We start from the raw sequence: 15,622 nt of genomic DNA, 5'->3' as shown, positions 1-15,622 counted from the left end.
GCGCATCCTAAAGCCTCGCCGCGGCAGACGGAACCGCAAAGCGGCAGGCGGGATCAAGGGGGGCGTGCCCCGATCAGTTGATCGTGCTGAGACGCTGGGTCGCGACCTGCTGGCGATAGGCGGCAAGGAAGCTCTCATAGCTGCCGACCTGCGACAGGGCCGCGCGGAAATCGGCGCTTTCCGGCCGTGCGATCGGGTCGGTCACGAAACGGAAGGCACCGGCGACGGTGGTACCGGCCATGCGCTGGCCCAGCTTCTGGCGCAGCTCGCGCCGCAGCTCGTCATTGCCGGCCAGCACGGCCGCAACCGCGGTCTTCAGCGCCTCGCGCGCGGTGACGTCGTCGACCCGGGCGTCGGGGCTGTTCAGCACCGGCTCGATGACATGGCGATAGGCGGTGGCCGCATCGCCCCATTTCTCCTGGGCCCAGTTGAATTCGGCCCGCAGCCGACGGGCTTCGGCGCCGTCATCCCCCTGGATCGCCGCGAAGGCGCCGGGATATTCGCCCAGATCGGCCAGCGCCCGCGCCTCCAGCCGCTGGCGCTGTTCAATCAGCGACGGGGTCATGTCGGCGGTGACACTGTCCTGCAGGGCCTGGCGCGCACCGGCGGGGTCGTTGTCCAGCAGGCGGATCAGCGCCAGCCGGGCGCCCACCCGCGACTTGTCGGCGCCGCTCAGCCGGAAGGCGACCTGATGGCGGAGCAGTTCCGAGGCCTCGTCGAGCAGATCGACCGCGGCCAGCTTGTCGGCCATGATCCGGATCATCTCGTCGCCGCGTTCGCCCACCGGGGTCAGTTCCCGATAGTCGTAGAACAGGGCCAGCGCATCCAGCGGCGCCAGTTTCGAGGCGCCGCCATCGACGAACAGCCACGAGAAGGTGTCGCTCATGCGCTTGGCCAGCGCCGCCGATTGCGGGGCGTCGGGATAATAGGTCACGGCCTCTTTCCAGGCGGCGAGCGCATCATGGTAGTTGCCGGCCTTTTCGTGCATCTCGCCCAGAAGCTGCAGCATGTGCAGCTCGATCTCGTCTCCCCGCCAGTCGAAGCGCAGCTTGTCGATCGCCGCCGCCCCGTCGGATGGGGTGATCGCACCGGTCTCCACCTCGGTCTGGATCTGCGCCAGGCGGGCCAGAACCGAGACCTTGCGATCGATGCCCTGGTCGGCGATGGCGCGCCAGCGCTGGATGGCAGCCTCGGGATTGCCGGCCGCCTTGTCGGCCAGGCCCGACAGATAATCGGTCATCGCCCGGTCGGATGGCGACAGGTTCATCGACGACAGGTTGTCCAGGATCTCGCGGCCGATCTCCAGCCGGCCGCTGGTCAGCGCCGACTGTCCGATCTGGACCAGCATCCGCACCCTGAGTGCTTCCGGGAAATCGGCCGGCACCTTCACGCCGCCCGAGGCATACTCGCCCACCTGCTGATGGCGTTCCCGCCCGGCCGCCACCGCCGCGCGCCACAGCGCATAGCCGGGGTCCTGGTCGAAGCGCGGATCGTTGAAGGCGGTCTCGGCCTCGTCGTAATGCCCCTGCATATAGGCCGCCGCCCCCTTCAGGGCCACCACGTCCACCCGGTCGGCAACGCCCGGTTCCAGGGCGATCGCGGTTTCGATCACCCCCGCCGCCTCGGCCGCGAAGCCATTGGCCAGCAGGAAGCGGGCCAGCGTCAGCCGCGGCCCGGTGCGCAGCGGCGGCGCCACCGACACGATCGCCTGCTGCAGGGCCTGGCGGGTCTCGGTGATCAGATCCGGGGTCCGCACCCAGCGAGCGAAATCGAACGGATCGCGGCCGCCGATCGCCATTTCGGTCATCAGCCGGGCCGCCTCGGTGTCGGTCTCCTGCACCGGGGCCGACGGGGCCGGCGGCAGGGCGGCCGGCGCCAGAGCCTCGGCCGAAATCGGCAGGCCGCCGCCACCGCCGATCTCCACACCGTCGCGACGGCTGGCAACCGGCAGGGTATCCGGCCGCGGCCGGATCGCGACGCCCTGCGCGGTTTCAAGCAGTTCGAACGGCACGAATTTCCGGGTCGGGACCACCCCGCGCGAAGAGGCACGGATCGGCACCAGAATCATGTGGATGCCCGAAACCGGGTCGGTGACGTTGAGCGGTGCTGCACCATCGCTGCCATCCACCACCAGCCCGCCGGTGGTGCCGCCGGCCACCGTCAGCGGCTGGTCGGGCAAGGGGGCGTCTTCCAGCAGCCGCACCCGCCAGATCCCCTCGTCGCGGCGGACATGCGGTCGGAGCCCCGGCCGGGTGTCGAGCCGGAGCACCAGCGCCCGGTCGGGATTGTCGACCACCAGCACCCGTTCGATCTGCCCCGCCGACGGCCCGGTCAGGCTTTCGGTGACGACATTGGCCGGCCGGTCGAAGGCGATCCAGATGGCATCATAGGCTTCGAACACCACTGCGGCCGGGGCATTGCCACCCCAGTCGAAATCGATCACCACACCACGATCGGCGGGCGTGGTGATGATCGTGACACCCGAGGCCTCGGTGCTGCCGGTGCCGGCCTGAAAACCGGGCAGCAGGCCCGGCAGGCCACCGGCAGGGGCAGGCGTCGCAGGGCCGGGGGCAGCGGGGGTCGCCGGCGCGGTTCCCGAGCTGTCGGCACCGCCCGGCGCCGCACCCGGCGCGGTCTGGATCTGAACCGGCGGCACCGGCCCGTCGGGCACGGCAGGCGTCGGCGTCGGCGTGGGGGTCGCAGGGGTCGGGCTCTCGCCCACCAGCGTCGCGATGTCGGCGATCGGCTCCCGCCCGGCGGCGCGTGCCGCGGCGTCGGCGGGTTCGTAGATGTCGATCACCACACGATTGCCGACATAGAAATGGCGGATGCGGGCATCGGCCTTGACGGTAAACCCCGCCGCGGTGCGCCCGTTGCCGGTCTCCACCGCCGCCGCGGCGACATAGCGGCCAAGGCGCACCGGCACGTCGGTCACATCGATCGTCACCGGCTCCTGAAAGACGATGGTGAGAGCATTGCCCTCTACCTTCACCTCATAGCCGACACGGCCGGTCCAGTCGAAGACGATGCGGCCGAAAGTGGGGTGCAGACCGGTGCGCACGCGGATGGACGGCAGGGTCTGCGCGGCCGCCCCGTCCGGCCGGGCCGCGGCGGCGGCAGGCGCCTGCTGGGCGAAGGCACGGGGGGACATCGACGGCAGGCACAACCCTGCCGCCACCGCCAGCGCGACCGTCAGCCGCGTTACGGGCCCGTACCCTCCCTTCAGATCCCTCACGATCCGAAGCCCTCCGCTTCCGGTTCGTCGATCAGCACGTCGACCCGCCGGCTCTTCGCATAGCGTTCGTCCCTGGGCAGGCGGATATCGACATCGTCGAACCGCGAAGACCCGTGACCATAGACCGCTATCGTCTTCGTGTACCCGCTCTGGCGCAAGGCCCGTGCGACCGAAGCGGCACGATCGATCGACAGTTCCCAGTTGGACGGATAGCGGTCGTTCTGGATCTGGATCGGATCGGTGTGGCCCTCGACACTCACCCGGTTGGCGAAAACCGACAGGCTTTCACCCAGCAGGAACAGCACCCGGCGCGCGCCCGGCACCAGTTCGGCACTGCCTGGCTGAAACAGGCTGTCGGCCGGCAGGGACAGCACCACCCGGCCGTTCTCGCGCCGCAGTTCCAGATCCGGGATGCGTTCCGCCATGGGCAGCTGGGCCAGCTTGGCGGTCATGATCCGGCGCAGATAATCCAGATCCACCGCCCGCGGGATCAGCACGCTCGGCATGTCGACCGAGGCCGAGGGCCGCGGGGCCGGCACCGCCTGGGTCAGGTTCAGCCGCGCGCCGAGCGAGCTTGCGATCTCCTGGAAACGGTCGTCCTGAAGGGAGGACATGGCGAACAGCATCACGAAAAAGGTCAGCAGCAGCGAGACCAGATCCGCGAATGTGTACATCCAGTCGGCCTTGGCCGGCTCGCCATGGACCGGTCCGTCCTCTCCCCCGGCACCATCGACGCCCATCGGATCGTCCAGGCCGCTCATTGTGCGGCCCCCCCGCCCTGAGGGTCGATCTGCGGCGGGGATCCGGCGCGGAACTCGATCACCAGTTCGGGGTCCCGGTGGTCGCCGACACCGGTCGCCAGGATCCGTTCGGGCATGCCGAAGGCGACGGCGGTGCGGGCCAGCACCCCGGCGCGGAGCAGGGATTGCCGGTCGACATCACCGCCCGGGCCGCGAGGCAGGCCGAAGGTCACCTCGCGCACCTCGGGCCCGCGGGTGGAGAGCAGATCGCTCACCCGGTCGAGCAGGTCCGAAACCCGCGGCCGCACCCGGGGCTCCCCCTCGGTGAAGACCTCGTCCATGGGCACGCGCACCTGCAGCACGTTGCCATTGTCGAAGGCCTGCACCCGGGCACGCGGGATCGCCGCCTGCAGCAGTTCGAACAGGGCGGTGCGGAAGGCTTCCGAGATATTGCCCGGGCCATAGAGGATCGCGATCCGGTCGAGCCGGCCGTCGGTGGCGGTCGAAGAGGCGAAGGTCGACTGCAGGCTGTCGACCGTCGACTGAACCTTCTCTTCGCTGACCTTGGAGATCACGTTCAGCATGATGAAGAAGGACAGGAGAATGAGGTAGAGCCCCAGATACAGGGCCACGTTGCCGTCGGCGTGCCGCCGCTTGGGGCGTGGCGCCTCATCCTCCATTCCCCGTCTCCCTCAGCTTCCCGCCGATCGCAGCATCTGAGCCTCTGGTCTCAATCGAACAGCGCGTCGATGTCTTCCTGGCGGATCGCATCGTCGTTCGACGCCGGCCCTTCCAGGGTCTGATCGTCGTCGACGCGCGAGACCACGTCCTTCCAGGTCTTGTGCGACGGGTCGGCCGGGGCCTTCTCCGCCTCGCCCATATCGCCGAAGACCGAGATCATGGCGTCGATCTTGATCTCGATATACTTCAGCGTCTTGACGACCTTGCCGATGCGCTGGCCGGTCACGTCCTGGAAGTTGCAGGCCTCGTAGATGCGGGTCACCTGATCGCGCATCCGGTCGGCAGCCTCGCCTTCCATGCCGTCGAGCGCGGTCTCGATGGTCTCGACCGCATCCAGGATGTTGCTGGTCGCAACCTCGGTCGCGCCCACGATGGCATCCAGCTCGTCGGTGGCCGACGGGATGTGATCGGTCCGGATCTCATGCGGGCTCAGCTCGGCGATTTCGAGCTTGGCACGCTGGATGTAGGTCGCGAGTTCGTTCAGTTCGCCGTAGAGCTGCAGCTCCTGGGCGGTGATGTCGCCATCCATCGTGCCGAGCAGCGCCTCGACCACTTCGGTCACTTCCGAGAGCTGCACGTTCTCGCCGCGTTCGGCACGCAGCGTATCGATACGCTGCTGCAGGTCGGCACGCAGATTGCCTTTGACGTTCATAGCACGGTGCTCCCGATGAGCCTGCGAAAGGACCGGAACCCGCCTGAAATCAGAACGGCCCGAGGACCGCAACAAGCTTCGACTTGAGCGTCTCGGCGTTGAACGGCTTCACGATGTAGTTGTTCACGCCGGCTTCCTTGGCCGCCAGCACGTTCTCGGTCTTGCTTTCGGCCGTGATCATGATGAAGGGGGTGTCCTTCAGCTTCACGTCCTTGCGCACTTCCTTGAGCAGCTGGAGACCGGTCATCGGCTCCATGTTCCAGTCGGAGATGACCAGCCCATACTTCTTCTCGCGCAGCTTGCGCAGGGCCATGCCGCCGTCGGTCGCCTCGTCGACGTTCACGAAGTCGAGCTGCTTCAGCAGGTTACGGATGATCCGCAGCATCGTCTTGTAATCGTCGACGATCAGGATCGGCATGTTGAGGTCGACACTCATAAGGGTCCAACTCCGTTCGTTCTTCAGTTGCCGTTTCCGGGAGCAGCCGGGGTTGCGAGCGTCCCGCCCTCCACTGCACCTTCTGCGCCGGGCGGCAGCTTGCGCCGCTCGGCGAGTTCCGTCGTCACCTCACGCGCGCGGACCGGGTCCATCTGGGCCAGGATCGGCGCGGTGCGGCGCTCTTTCATACGTTCCATCACCTGCATCAGCACCGGCAGGTCCAGGCCCTGGAAGATCCGGGCGGCATCTTCGGGCTCCATCGCCTCGTAGATGCGGACCAGGCGCTGATATTCACTCTCCTGTGCCTCGCTGACCTTGCCGAGCAGGGACTCGATCTCGGTCTGGATGGAACGGAGCTGGGCGATCTTGTCGTCGATGCGGGTCTCCATCGCCGCCAGCAGCCGCTCGCGCTCGTCGACCCGGGACTGACGTTCGTCAAGCTCGCGGCGACGTTCGGACAGGCGCTGCAGCACGGCCACCTCGCCGCGGGTCAGCTTGCTCACGTCGATCGGCTCGGACCCCTCGCTCCCCGATGGGACGTCGGGGGTGCGGAAGGCGTCGGTCGCGATCGGACGGTCGGGTGCCGGTGCAGGCTCGGTCGCGGCAGGCTGGGCCGGCGCGGCCTCAGCCGGGGCAGCGCCCCCCTCGGTGCCGGGCTTGCCCTCGGGCGGGGTCGGCGGCACGGCCTGCGCTTCGGCGGGCGCGCCGCCGACACCGATCTCCACCGCCGGATCCCGGCCGTCGAAGATGTCGACCACGCGCACCGACAGCATCAAGGCCGCCACGAAGATCGTCGCCGGCAGCAAACGCAGGCCAAGCGGGCCCGAGCGGCGCTGCACGGCGGCAACGCTCGGCCTCGGGTTCGCGGCAGCGGCTTGTGGTGCAGGCGCCGTCGTCCGCCGCCTGCGGATCAGAGAGGCCATCAGTCACCCCCCTTCAGCATGCGCAGGATCGCGGCCGTGGTTTCGGCGCGGCTGCGCTGGGCGCGCGGCTGTGCGGGTTCGGGTGTCGCCGCCGGCCGCTCCGCGCGCAACGGCCGGTCGTCGTCCTCGTCGTCGAAATCATGGGCCTGGGGCTCGGCGGCGCCGTTGCGCCGGCCCGGCCCGCCCCGATCAGCCGGCCCGCCCCGCTCGACAGGTTCGGGCCGTGCGGAGGCCAGGGGGGCGGCGGCACGGCTCTGTGCCTCCACCCGCGCCACCCGGACGGCGGCTTCCAGCCGGTCGGCCAGCTTGCCGCCATGGTCGATCATGAAGGCCAGATCCTCACGCAGGACCTGCGCCTCGCCCAGCTTGGGCCCGATCTCGTCGGCAGTGGCGGCGCTGGCCGCCTTCAGCCCGGCGATGCCGGCCTCGGCCCGGCGGGTGGCTTCGATGAAATTGTCGATCAGTCTGGGCAGTTCGCTCTGGGCGGCACGCAGCTCCCCCAGGCGCCGGTGCAGGGCAACGCAATAGCCGATGGTGGCGCCCAGCAGCACCACCAGCGTCACGTCGAGAATCATGCCCAGGCTGAAGCTCATCGTGTCATCTTCGACTTGCGCACGCTGTCCTTGAGCTGGACCGCGATGTTATCCATAACCCGCCCCAGACGGCCGCGCGCCAGCGGCACACTGCCGCAGCGCACCAGCACATCGGAATTCGGCCGTGCATTCAGCTTCAGGGTGGTCCCCACCTTGAACCTCATCACCTCGCCCAGGGTCAGGGTCTGTTCGTCGAGCAGAGCCTCGACGGTCACGTTCGTATACCACAGCTCCTGAGCGAGATGAGTCTCCCAGATCGTATCGCGACCGAACTTCTCACCCATGAACATCTGAAGCAGCAGCTCGCGCACCGGCTCCAGGGTCGCATAGGGTATCAGGATCTCCAGTCGCCCGCCGCGATCCTCCATATCCACCCGGAACCGCGCCACGATCGCGGCATTGGCGCCGCGGGCGATGGTCGCGAAGCGGGGGTTGGTCTCCAGCCGCTCGAACTTCATGTTCACCGGGCTCAACGGATCGAAGGCCGCGGACAGGTCGTTCAGCACCACCCGGATCATCTGTTCGACCAGGTTGCGCTCGATGGTCGTATAGGGCCGGCCCTCGATCCGCATGATCGTGGTGCCGCGCCGGCCACCCAACAGCACGTCGACGATCGAATAGATCAGCGAGCTGTCGACGGTGACCAGGCCGTAATTGTCCCATTCCTCGGCCTTGAACACCGCGATCATCGCCGGCAACGGGATCGAGTTCAGATAGTCGCCGAAGCGGATCGACGAGGTGCTGTCGAGCGAGACTTCGACGTTGTCCGAGGTGAAGTTACGCATCGAGGTGGTCATCTGCCGCTGCAGGCGGTCGAACACGACCTCCAGCATCGGCAGACGTTCGTAAGAGACCAGCGAGCTGTTGATGATCGCCCGGATGCCCGAACGTTCCTCGTCGCCCTCATCGCCCTGGTCGAAGCCCAGCAGGCTGTCGATTTCGTCCTGGCTGAGCGCACGCGTGCCCTCTTCGGCGAAGAGCGCATCGACATCGCCCTGGTCGCCGCCGCCCTCGCCGGAGCCCTCGGCCGCCATCATCGCTTCCCATTCGGCGGCGATGGCGTCTTCGTCGGGGCTGCCGTCTTCGTCGTTGGGATCGGCCATGGACCTGGTCTCCTTCCGGCAGAGGCGGCGTGGCCGGGGCCCCGCCGCCCGCCGCCTACTGGACGAGCATCTCGCGGAACAGCACGTCGTTCACCACGACGGGCCGGGCCGCCACGTTCACCCGGTCGAGCAGCTCCTCGCGGAGGCGGTAGATGCCGGCAGACCCGCTCAGATCCTCGACGCGCATTTCGCGCAGATAGACCTGAAAGCTGTCGATGATGCGCGGCAGCACTTTTTCGACCAGGGGCGTATCTTCCTGCTTCTGGAGTTCGAGGGAAACCTTCAGCTTAAGGAAACTCACACGTTTGCCGCCGGTGTTCAGGTTCACCAGCATTTCAGGGAGATCGTAATACACCGCGGTCAGCGGATCGCGGGCCTGCTGGCCGGCCGGGGCCGCGCCATGGCCGCCGCCGGCGGCGGCCGCAGCGCCGTGCCCGGCCGCATCGCCCTCCGCATGGGCCGCTTCCTCGCCGCCGCCACCTATCATGCCGGTCAGGAAGGCAGCGGCTCCGCCACCGCCGATCAGCAGAAGGGGGAGCAGGATGAAGAGGATCAGCTTCTTGCCGCCCTTCTTCTTCCCCTCGCCCTCGCCGTCCATACCGACTGCCTCGTCAGCCATCTTCCAAGCTTCCCGCTTCTGTCCGTCCCGTCGGAGATCCGGGCACATGCCTCTGATATACGAGATCGTCCGCCTCTGACGGAGCTGCAAGCCCCGGTGCGGTCCGATCCGCAGGCGCGGCCGTCCTCTCCACCGTTCAGCCGTACCCTAATCGGAACACGGTTAACAAGCTCTTGCGCTGCACCACGGACCGGCAATTTTTTCCGGACCGACCGGCGGTCGACCCGCAGATCCTGCCGCCCGGCAGGGGCAGGTTCGGCTTCCTGCCGCAGATCCATCCATCAACTTTCATATCTTTCAATGACTTACGAGTTTGGCACGCCATCTGCATAGAGGTTCGGCGACCCCGCCGGGATGCCGGCAGCAGAGCGTTTCGAGGCCGATCCGATGCAGAACACCAGTTATGTCGCCCTGTCGCGTCAGATGACGATGGCCCGCGAGCTGGAGCTGGTGGCGAACAACATCGCCAACGCGGAGACCACGGCCTATCGCGGCGAGCGGATGATGTTCACCGATTTCCTCCACGATCCGTCCGATGCGCCCAAGACCCATTTCGCCCGCGACGTCGCGGTCGTCCGCAACCTGGCCCAGGGCCGGCCGATCCAGACCGGCGCGCCGCTGGACGTGATGATCGAGGGCGACGGCTACTTCCAGGTCGAAACCCCCTTCGGCCCCCGCTACACCCGCAACGGCAAGTTCTCGACCGATGTCGACGGCCGGCTGGTCAGCGTGACCGGCGACCCGGTCACGGCGGCGGGTGGCGGCACCATCACGGTGCCGCTGAACGACGGCCCGATCCGGGTCGGCACCGACGGCACGGTGGCAACCGATGCGGGCCCGGTGGCGCAGATCCGGGTGGTGAATTTCGAAAGCGAATACCTGCTGCGCAAGACCCAGTCGGGCCTCTACGCCACCGATTCGCAGCCGCAGGACGTCGACGAGCCCAAGGTCGTGCAGGGCATGATCGAAGGCTCCAACGTCCAGCCGGTGGTGGAGATGACCCGGATGATGACGCTGCTGCGCGCCTTCGAGGCCGCCCAGAACGTCATCGACACCGAACACGACAACCAGCGCCGCGCCGTCGAGCGCATTCTCCGTCAGGCCTGAGCCGGCTGACCCCAGGACGTACAGGATCGGAAGAGAGAGGCCAGGCAGATGAGATCGCTCAGCATCGCAGCCACTGGCATGGTCGCCCAGCAGACCAATGTCGACGTGATCGCGAACAACATCGCGAACATGAACACCGCCGGCTACAAGGTGCGGCGCCCGGAATTCCAGGATCTGCTCTACCAGAACCAGCGCCGCGTGGGCTCGGCCTCGTCGGATGTGGGCACGATCGTGCCGTCGGGCGTGCAGATCGGCCTGGGCGTGCGAACCGCCTCGGTCTACCGCATCACCCTGCAGGGCCCGCTGGAGGTCACCGACAACCCGCTCGATCTCGCGATCCAGGGTGACGGCTATTTCCGGGTGGCGCTGCCCAATGGCGACGATGCCTATACCCGCGCCGGTTCTTTCCAGCTGTCGCCCCAGGGCGCGATCGTCACCGCCGACGGTTTCACCGTTCAGCCGCAGATCGTGATCCCGGCCGAGGCGACCGAAATCTCGATCAACCCGACGGGCGAGGTGCAGGTGAAGCTGGCCGGCCAGGTGGATCCGCAGAATGTCGGCCAGCTGGAACTGACCATCTTCCCGAACGAAGGCGGCCTGGAGGCGCTGGGCAACAACCTCTTCGCCCAGACCCCGTCTTCGGGCGAGCCCGCCAATGCCGTGCCCGGCACCGCCGGCTACGGCACCCTGCTGCAGGGCTATATCGAGCGCTCGAACGTCGACCCGGTGAAGGAAATCACCAACCTGATCACCGCCCAGCGGGCCTATGAGATGAATTCCAAGGTCATCACCGCCTCGGACGAGATGTACTCCACCGTCACCAAGCTGCGCTGATTGCCTCCCGTCCTCTTCCGCCTCTTCCGTTACCGGAGCCCGGCCGCCATGACCCGCCCCACCGCCCGCCTCACCCGTCATCTCCGCGCCGCCGGCCTTGGCCTGCTGCTTGCCGGCGTTGCCGTGGTCCCGGCCATGGCCGGGGTCATTCTGCGTGCCGCATCGGATGTCGGCAGCGCCCAGGTCCGCCTGTCCGATCTGTTCGACGGTCTGGCGCCCGAGACCGGCAGCCTGATCGCCTTTCCGGCCCCGGCCCCCGGCGAGAGCATGACCATCAATGCCCGCCAGCTGGACGGCATGGCCCGCCGGGCAGAAATTGCCTGGCAGCCGTCGACCGGCACGGAAGAAGTGACCATCACCCGCCGGGGCCAGCGCATCCCGCGGGAGCAGATCGACGCGCTGATCACCGATGCGCTCGACCGGGCGCCCGGTGCCGGCATGGCCGACGAATACCGGCTGGACTATACCGGCCGCGCCCCCGAGGTCATCGTGGCCGAAGGGCTTGAGGTGATGCCGCGCCTGGCGGATTTCATCTACGACCCGCGCAGCGAGCGCTTCTCGGCCCGGATCGAGGTCGATCAGGGCGAGGGGCTGGCGCCGCTGGTGGTGGTGGCCGCCGGACGCGCGACCGCGGTGGTCTCGGTTCCGGTGCTGCGGGAACGGCTGGCGCGCGGCGCCATCATCGGCCCGGGCGATATCGACCTGATCGAGGTGGAACGCCGCCGGCTGACCAACCAGCAGGTCACCGACCCCAACCAGCTGATCGGCCAGGCCCTGCGCCGCCCGGGCTATCCCGGCCGGCCGCTGATGGCCCGCGACGTCGGCACCCCGCAGCTGATCCGCAAGGGCGAGATGGTCACCATGATCTTCCGCCGCGGCGGTCTGGTGCTCACCGCCCAGGGCCAGGCGCTGGACGATGGCGGCGAAGGCGAGACCGTCCGGGTGCTGAACCCGCGCAGCCGCAACACCGTCTACGGCCGGGTCGCCCCCGACGGCACGCTGGAAGTTGGTGACGCCGGCCCCAGCCTGGCACGCAACTGACCGAGCCTCTCCCCATTCCCAAACTTAAGCTTCCCAGACTTTCCCTTCCCAGGCTTCCCGAGATCCGAGGACCGCATCATGACGACGGCCCGCACCCCCCGCACCTCTGCCCCTGCCCGGACCGGCCGCCGCTTCGGTGGCGCCCATGTCGCCGTCCTCGGCCTGGCCCTCGCCCTCGGCGCCTGCAATGCCGGTGAGCGCATTGCAAACATCGGCAAGGCACCCGACCTTTCGCCGATCAACAACCCGACCCAGACGGAAGGCTACAAGCCGGTCTCGATGCCGATGCCGCCGGTGCGCACCGACAGCCGCGCGCCCAACTCGCTGTGGAAGGCCGGCGCCCGCGCCTTCTTCGACGATCAGCGCGCCAAGCAGGTCGGCGACATCCTGACCGTGAAGGTCACGATCAACGATCGCGCCCAGATCAACAACCGCACCAACCGGTCGCGCACCAACAGCGAAAAGATCGGCCTCGACGGCTTCTTCGGTGTCGAAAACCAGCTGGGCAAGGTGCTGGCCGAGCCGATCGATCCGGGCAGCCTGGTCGATCTGGGTTCGTCGACCAGCAATGTCGGCCAGGGCGGCGTGCAGCGGACCGAAGCGGTCGCGATCTCGATCGCCGCGGTGGTGACCCAGATCCTGCCCAACGGCAATCTGGTCATCAACGGCCGCCAGGAGATGCGGGTGAATTACGAGGTCCGCGAGATCCTGGTGGCGGGCGTGGTCCGGCCGGAAGACATTGCCGGCGACAACAGCATCCCGCACGACAAGATCGCCGAGGCCCGCATCGCCTATGGCGGCCGCGGCCAGATCTCGGACGTGCAGCAGCCGCGCTACGGCACCCAGGTCATGGACATCCTGCTGCCCTTCTGACCCGGGCGGCAGATCAATGCAGACGGCCGGCGGGCCCCGGGGGAAGATCTCCGGGGCTCGTCGGCTTTCTGGCCGCGACCGGCGGCTCGGGTGCACCGTCCAGGCCCAGCGTGCGCTCTGCGGGCAGGGTCACCCGCACGGTGGTGCCGAGGCCCGGGCGGCTCAAAATCTCCAGCCGGCCGCCATGCAGTTCGGCGATCGCACGGGCAAGCGGCAGGCCGAGCCCCGTGCCGCCGCCCCGGCCGCGCCCCGCCGCCAGCTGCTCGAAAGGTTGCAGGGCGACGGCGATCTGCTCGGGGTCCATCCCGATGCCGTCATCCACGACCTCCAGCATCACACCGCCTTCCTTGCGCCGCACGACCGAGAGCGAGACGGCGCCGCCGGTGTCGCTGAACTTCACCGCATTCGACAGCAGGTTCAGCACCAGCTGGCGGAGCTTCAGCCGGTCGGCCAGCACCACCGGCGCCGGATCGGGCAGGTCGAGAGAAACCTCCACCCCGCGCGTCTCCGCCTGCGGCGTGATCAGCCGTACCGCCTCGCGGCCGATGGCGCCCAGATCGGCATGGCTTTCATCCAGCCGGGCCTTGCCCGCCTCGATCTTCGACAGGTCCAGAATGCTCTCGATCACCCCCAGAAGATGCCGGCCGGCCGACAGCACATCGGCCAGATAGCCGCGATGCCGGTCAGACGGCGCGCCGCCCAGCCCGCCGAGCATGGCTTCGGTAAAGCCGATGATCGCATTCAGCGGCGTGCGCAGTTCGTGGCTCATATTGGCCAGGAAGATCGACTTGGCCTCGTTCGCAGCCTCGGCCTGTTCCTTGGCGCGGCGCAGGGTCTGGGCGGCGACCCGGTCGGCGGTGGCGTCCAGCAGGGCGGCCAGCAGCACCCGCCGGCCGCCATCCACCTCCATGGCGCCTTCCACCCGCAGCCAGCGCGGCTCCTCCCCCGGACGGCGGATGCGCAGATCCATGCGCAGCGGTGCGCCGCTTTCCACCGTATGGGCCAGCGCCCGGTCGAGCAGCGCCATGTCTTCGGCCACGACATATTCCGCCAGCCGTTCGAAGGGCAGCGGGCCGGAAGCGGGCGGACGATCGAACAGCCGGTAGGTTTCGGCCGACCACCACACCGTATCCGTCGCCGGATCCCATTCGACGATGCCGAGGCCGGCAACGCGCTGGGCCGAGGCCAGGCTGCGCTCGCTCAGGCTCAACCGGCGCATCATCACGGTCTGCTCGGTCACGTCGTCGACCACGATGATGACGTGGTTGAGGCGGTCGTCGCCGCCCGCGAGCGTGTCGCGCACCAGGCTTGCCGTCACCCGCAGCCAGATCGCTTCGCCGGCGCGGATCACCCGGCAGTCGGTCGACAGCACATCCGTCTGCCCCGAAAGCAGGGCGGTCACCCCGACCGTCCAGTCCGGGCGGTCGTCGGGATGGACGAAATCATCCACCCGCCGCCCGCGCAGGGTCTGGGTCGACAGGCCGAAAATGGTGGCGAAGCGGCTGTTGCTGCGCTCGATCGTGCCGGCCGGGCTCAGATGGGCGATGCCCACGGCCGCATGATCGAAAGTGCTGCGGAAGCGGCGCTCGCTGATCGCCAGGCGCTCCACCGTCTCCACCAGCCGCCGCTCGGTGTCGTCATGGGCCATGATTTCGGCCTCCAGCTGACGCAGGGTGGCCAGATTGCCCGCCCGCGCGTCTTCCAGCATCGCAGCGCGCCGCTGGGTGCGCCGCAGCAGCCCGGCAGCCATGCCGGTCACGGCAAAGCCGGCCAGCAGCACGGCCAGCGCCGGCACTTCGATCGTCCAGCGCCCGGGCATGTCGCTGCCGGCCGCGATCTTGATCCGGAACAGCCGGTCGCCGACCTCCACCGCCCGGACCCGGGTCCAGGCCGAGGGATCGGATCCTTCCGGCATGCGGTCATAAATTCTCGGTGACACGGCGGCAGCCGAGGGCAGGCGCTCGATCGGCCGCAGGCTGAGCTTGCCGGCGCGGGTCAGATCGTCGGTGCGCCGGCCGACATCGTCGACCAGCCGCATGGCGTCGATCAGGCCGATCACCACGTCCAGCCCGCCGACCCTGCCGCCGGTGCGGACCGGAATCGCGAACAGCAGCCCGGTGACCGGGCCGCTCGCATCCGGATGACCGAAGGGTTCCACCGCCGTCGCGCCCGAAAACAGGGCCCGTTCCACCAGCCGCGTCATGACCGACGGCTCCACGGGCGGACCGCTCGACAGCTGCCCGGTTTCGTCCTCGGGCCCGGCCACATCCCGCGCCTGGACCAGGACCTGCCGCTCCAGCCGCGCCGCCATCAGATCCACGTCATGGGGCAGCATCTCCCCCGGGGTCGGCGGCACCTCCCGCAGGGGCGAGACGATCTGGCCGCGATACCAGGCCAGAGCGCTGATCGCCGGCGCACGCCTGCGGGCCGAGACGACATAGCGTTCGAACTCGTCGGCCGAGACTTCGTTGGACGAGGCGAACAGGGCCGCAAGATCGTCGGCCACACCGATATGGCGGTCGATGTCCAGCGCCATGGCGGCCGCGGTGGCCGTCGCGATCTCGGAAAAAGCGTGCCGGCTGGCCTGAAGCCGGTCATGTCGGGCGATCGACCAGACGACGATCGAGAAGACGACGCCGAGCGAGGCCACGACGATCAGCCAGCGGCGCTCACGCCGACGCCGCCGCTCCATCGCGATCGTCGGATCGGCCATCGACATCGTCGG

At 68.5% G+C, this 15,622-nt stretch carries 14 protein-coding genes; 4 read left to right on the top strand and 10 right to left on the bottom strand.

Annotation, left to right across the window (positions count from 1 at the left end; all coding sequences use genetic code 11):
• Positions 1–73: 73 nt before the first annotated feature.
• The 9 genes from WI697_RS20335 to WI697_RS20295 all read right to left on the bottom strand — a co-directional run bounded on the left by WI697_RS20335 (position 74) and on the right by WI697_RS20295 (position 9,042).
• A complete protein-coding gene (locus tag WI697_RS20335; RefSeq protein ID WP_345959736.1) occupies positions 74–3,235 on the bottom strand; it encodes a tetratricopeptide repeat protein in 3,162 nt (1,053 codons plus the stop codon).
• Complete coding sequence (locus tag WI697_RS20330; protein ID WP_345959735.1) at positions 3,232–3,996, bottom strand: OmpA/MotB family protein; 765 nt, start codon at positions 3,994–3,996, stop codon at positions 3,232–3,234. Before WI697_RS20330 ends, WI697_RS20335 begins: the two co-directional genes overlap by 4 nt.
• Positions 3,993–4,655 (bottom strand): flagellar motor protein MotB, encoded by a 663-nt coding sequence (locus tag WI697_RS20325; RefSeq protein ID WP_062766232.1) that lies wholly within the window; start codon positions 4,653–4,655, stop codon positions 3,993–3,995. Before WI697_RS20325 ends, WI697_RS20330 begins: the two co-directional genes overlap by 4 nt.
• Positions 4,656–4,705: 50 nt before the next feature.
• Complete coding sequence (locus tag WI697_RS20320; protein WP_062766235.1) at positions 4,706–5,368, bottom strand: protein phosphatase CheZ; 663 nt, start codon at positions 5,366–5,368, stop codon at positions 4,706–4,708.
• A 49-nt stretch (positions 5,369–5,417) separates the two neighbouring features.
• The gene (locus WI697_RS20315; protein ID WP_014744621.1) at positions 5,418–5,804 is read right to left on the bottom strand and encodes a response regulator; all 387 of its coding nucleotides are present in this window, start codon (positions 5,802–5,804) and stop codon (positions 5,418–5,420) included.
• A gap of 23 nt (positions 5,805–5,827) precedes the next feature.
• Positions 5,828–6,643, bottom strand: a complete 816-nt coding sequence (locus WI697_RS20310) for a MotE family protein (protein ID WP_014744620.1) — start codon at positions 6,641–6,643, stop codon at positions 5,828–5,830.
• 83 nt (positions 6,644–6,726) lie between these two features.
• A complete protein-coding gene (locus WI697_RS20305) occupies positions 6,727–7,320 on the bottom strand; it encodes a DUF6468 domain-containing protein (RefSeq protein WP_345959733.1) in 594 nt (197 codons plus the stop codon).
• Positions 7,317–8,423, bottom strand: a complete 1,107-nt coding sequence (gene fliM, locus WI697_RS20300; RefSeq protein ID WP_014744618.1) for a flagellar motor switch protein FliM — start codon at positions 8,421–8,423, stop codon at positions 7,317–7,319. Before fliM ends, WI697_RS20305 begins: the two co-directional genes overlap by 4 nt.
• A gap of 55 nt (positions 8,424–8,478) precedes the next feature.
• On the bottom strand, positions 8,479–9,042 hold the full coding sequence (locus WI697_RS20295; protein WP_041604843.1) for a flagellar basal body-associated FliL family protein: 564 nt from the start codon (positions 9,040–9,042) through the stop codon (positions 8,479–8,481).
• Positions 9,043–9,429: 387 nt separating this feature from the next.
• Between WI697_RS20295 and flgF the strand changes: the two genes are divergently transcribed.
• The 4 genes from flgF (at position 9,430) to flgH (ending at position 12,897) form a co-directional block, all read left to right on the top strand.
• Positions 9,430–10,149, top strand: a complete 720-nt coding sequence (gene flgF, locus WI697_RS20290) for a flagellar basal-body rod protein FlgF (protein ID WP_345959732.1) — start codon at positions 9,430–9,432, stop codon at positions 10,147–10,149.
• Positions 10,150–10,197: 48 nt separating this feature from the next.
• Positions 10,198–10,983: a flagellar basal-body rod protein FlgG gene (flgG, locus tag WI697_RS20285; protein WP_014744615.1), complete on the top strand. Its 786-nt coding sequence runs from the start codon at positions 10,198–10,200 to the stop codon at positions 10,981–10,983.
• A gap of 48 nt (positions 10,984–11,031) precedes the next feature.
• Entirely contained in the window at positions 11,032–12,024 is a 993-nt protein-coding gene (gene flgA, locus WI697_RS20280) for a flagellar basal body P-ring formation chaperone FlgA (RefSeq protein WP_345959731.1), read from the top strand.
• 78 nt (positions 12,025–12,102) lie between these two features.
• A complete protein-coding gene (flgH, locus tag WI697_RS20275) occupies positions 12,103–12,897 on the top strand; it encodes a flagellar basal body L-ring protein FlgH (protein WP_062762566.1) in 795 nt (264 codons plus the stop codon).
• 13 nt (positions 12,898–12,910) lie between these two features.
• Here the strand turns inward: flgH and WI697_RS20270 are convergent, their stop codons facing one another.
• A complete protein-coding gene (locus WI697_RS20270; RefSeq protein WP_345959730.1) occupies positions 12,911–15,616 on the bottom strand; it encodes an ATP-binding protein in 2,706 nt (901 codons plus the stop codon).
• Positions 15,617–15,622 lie beyond the last annotated feature (6 nt).

It is taken from the genome of Tistrella mobilis (assembly GCF_039634785.1).
In the GTDB taxonomy this organism is placed as follows: Bacteria; Pseudomonadota; Alphaproteobacteria; order Tistrellales; family Tistrellaceae; genus Tistrella; species Tistrella mobilis.
Note: the sequence above shows the minus strand (reverse complement) of the source record. Positions and strands in the feature narration are given on the sequence as shown.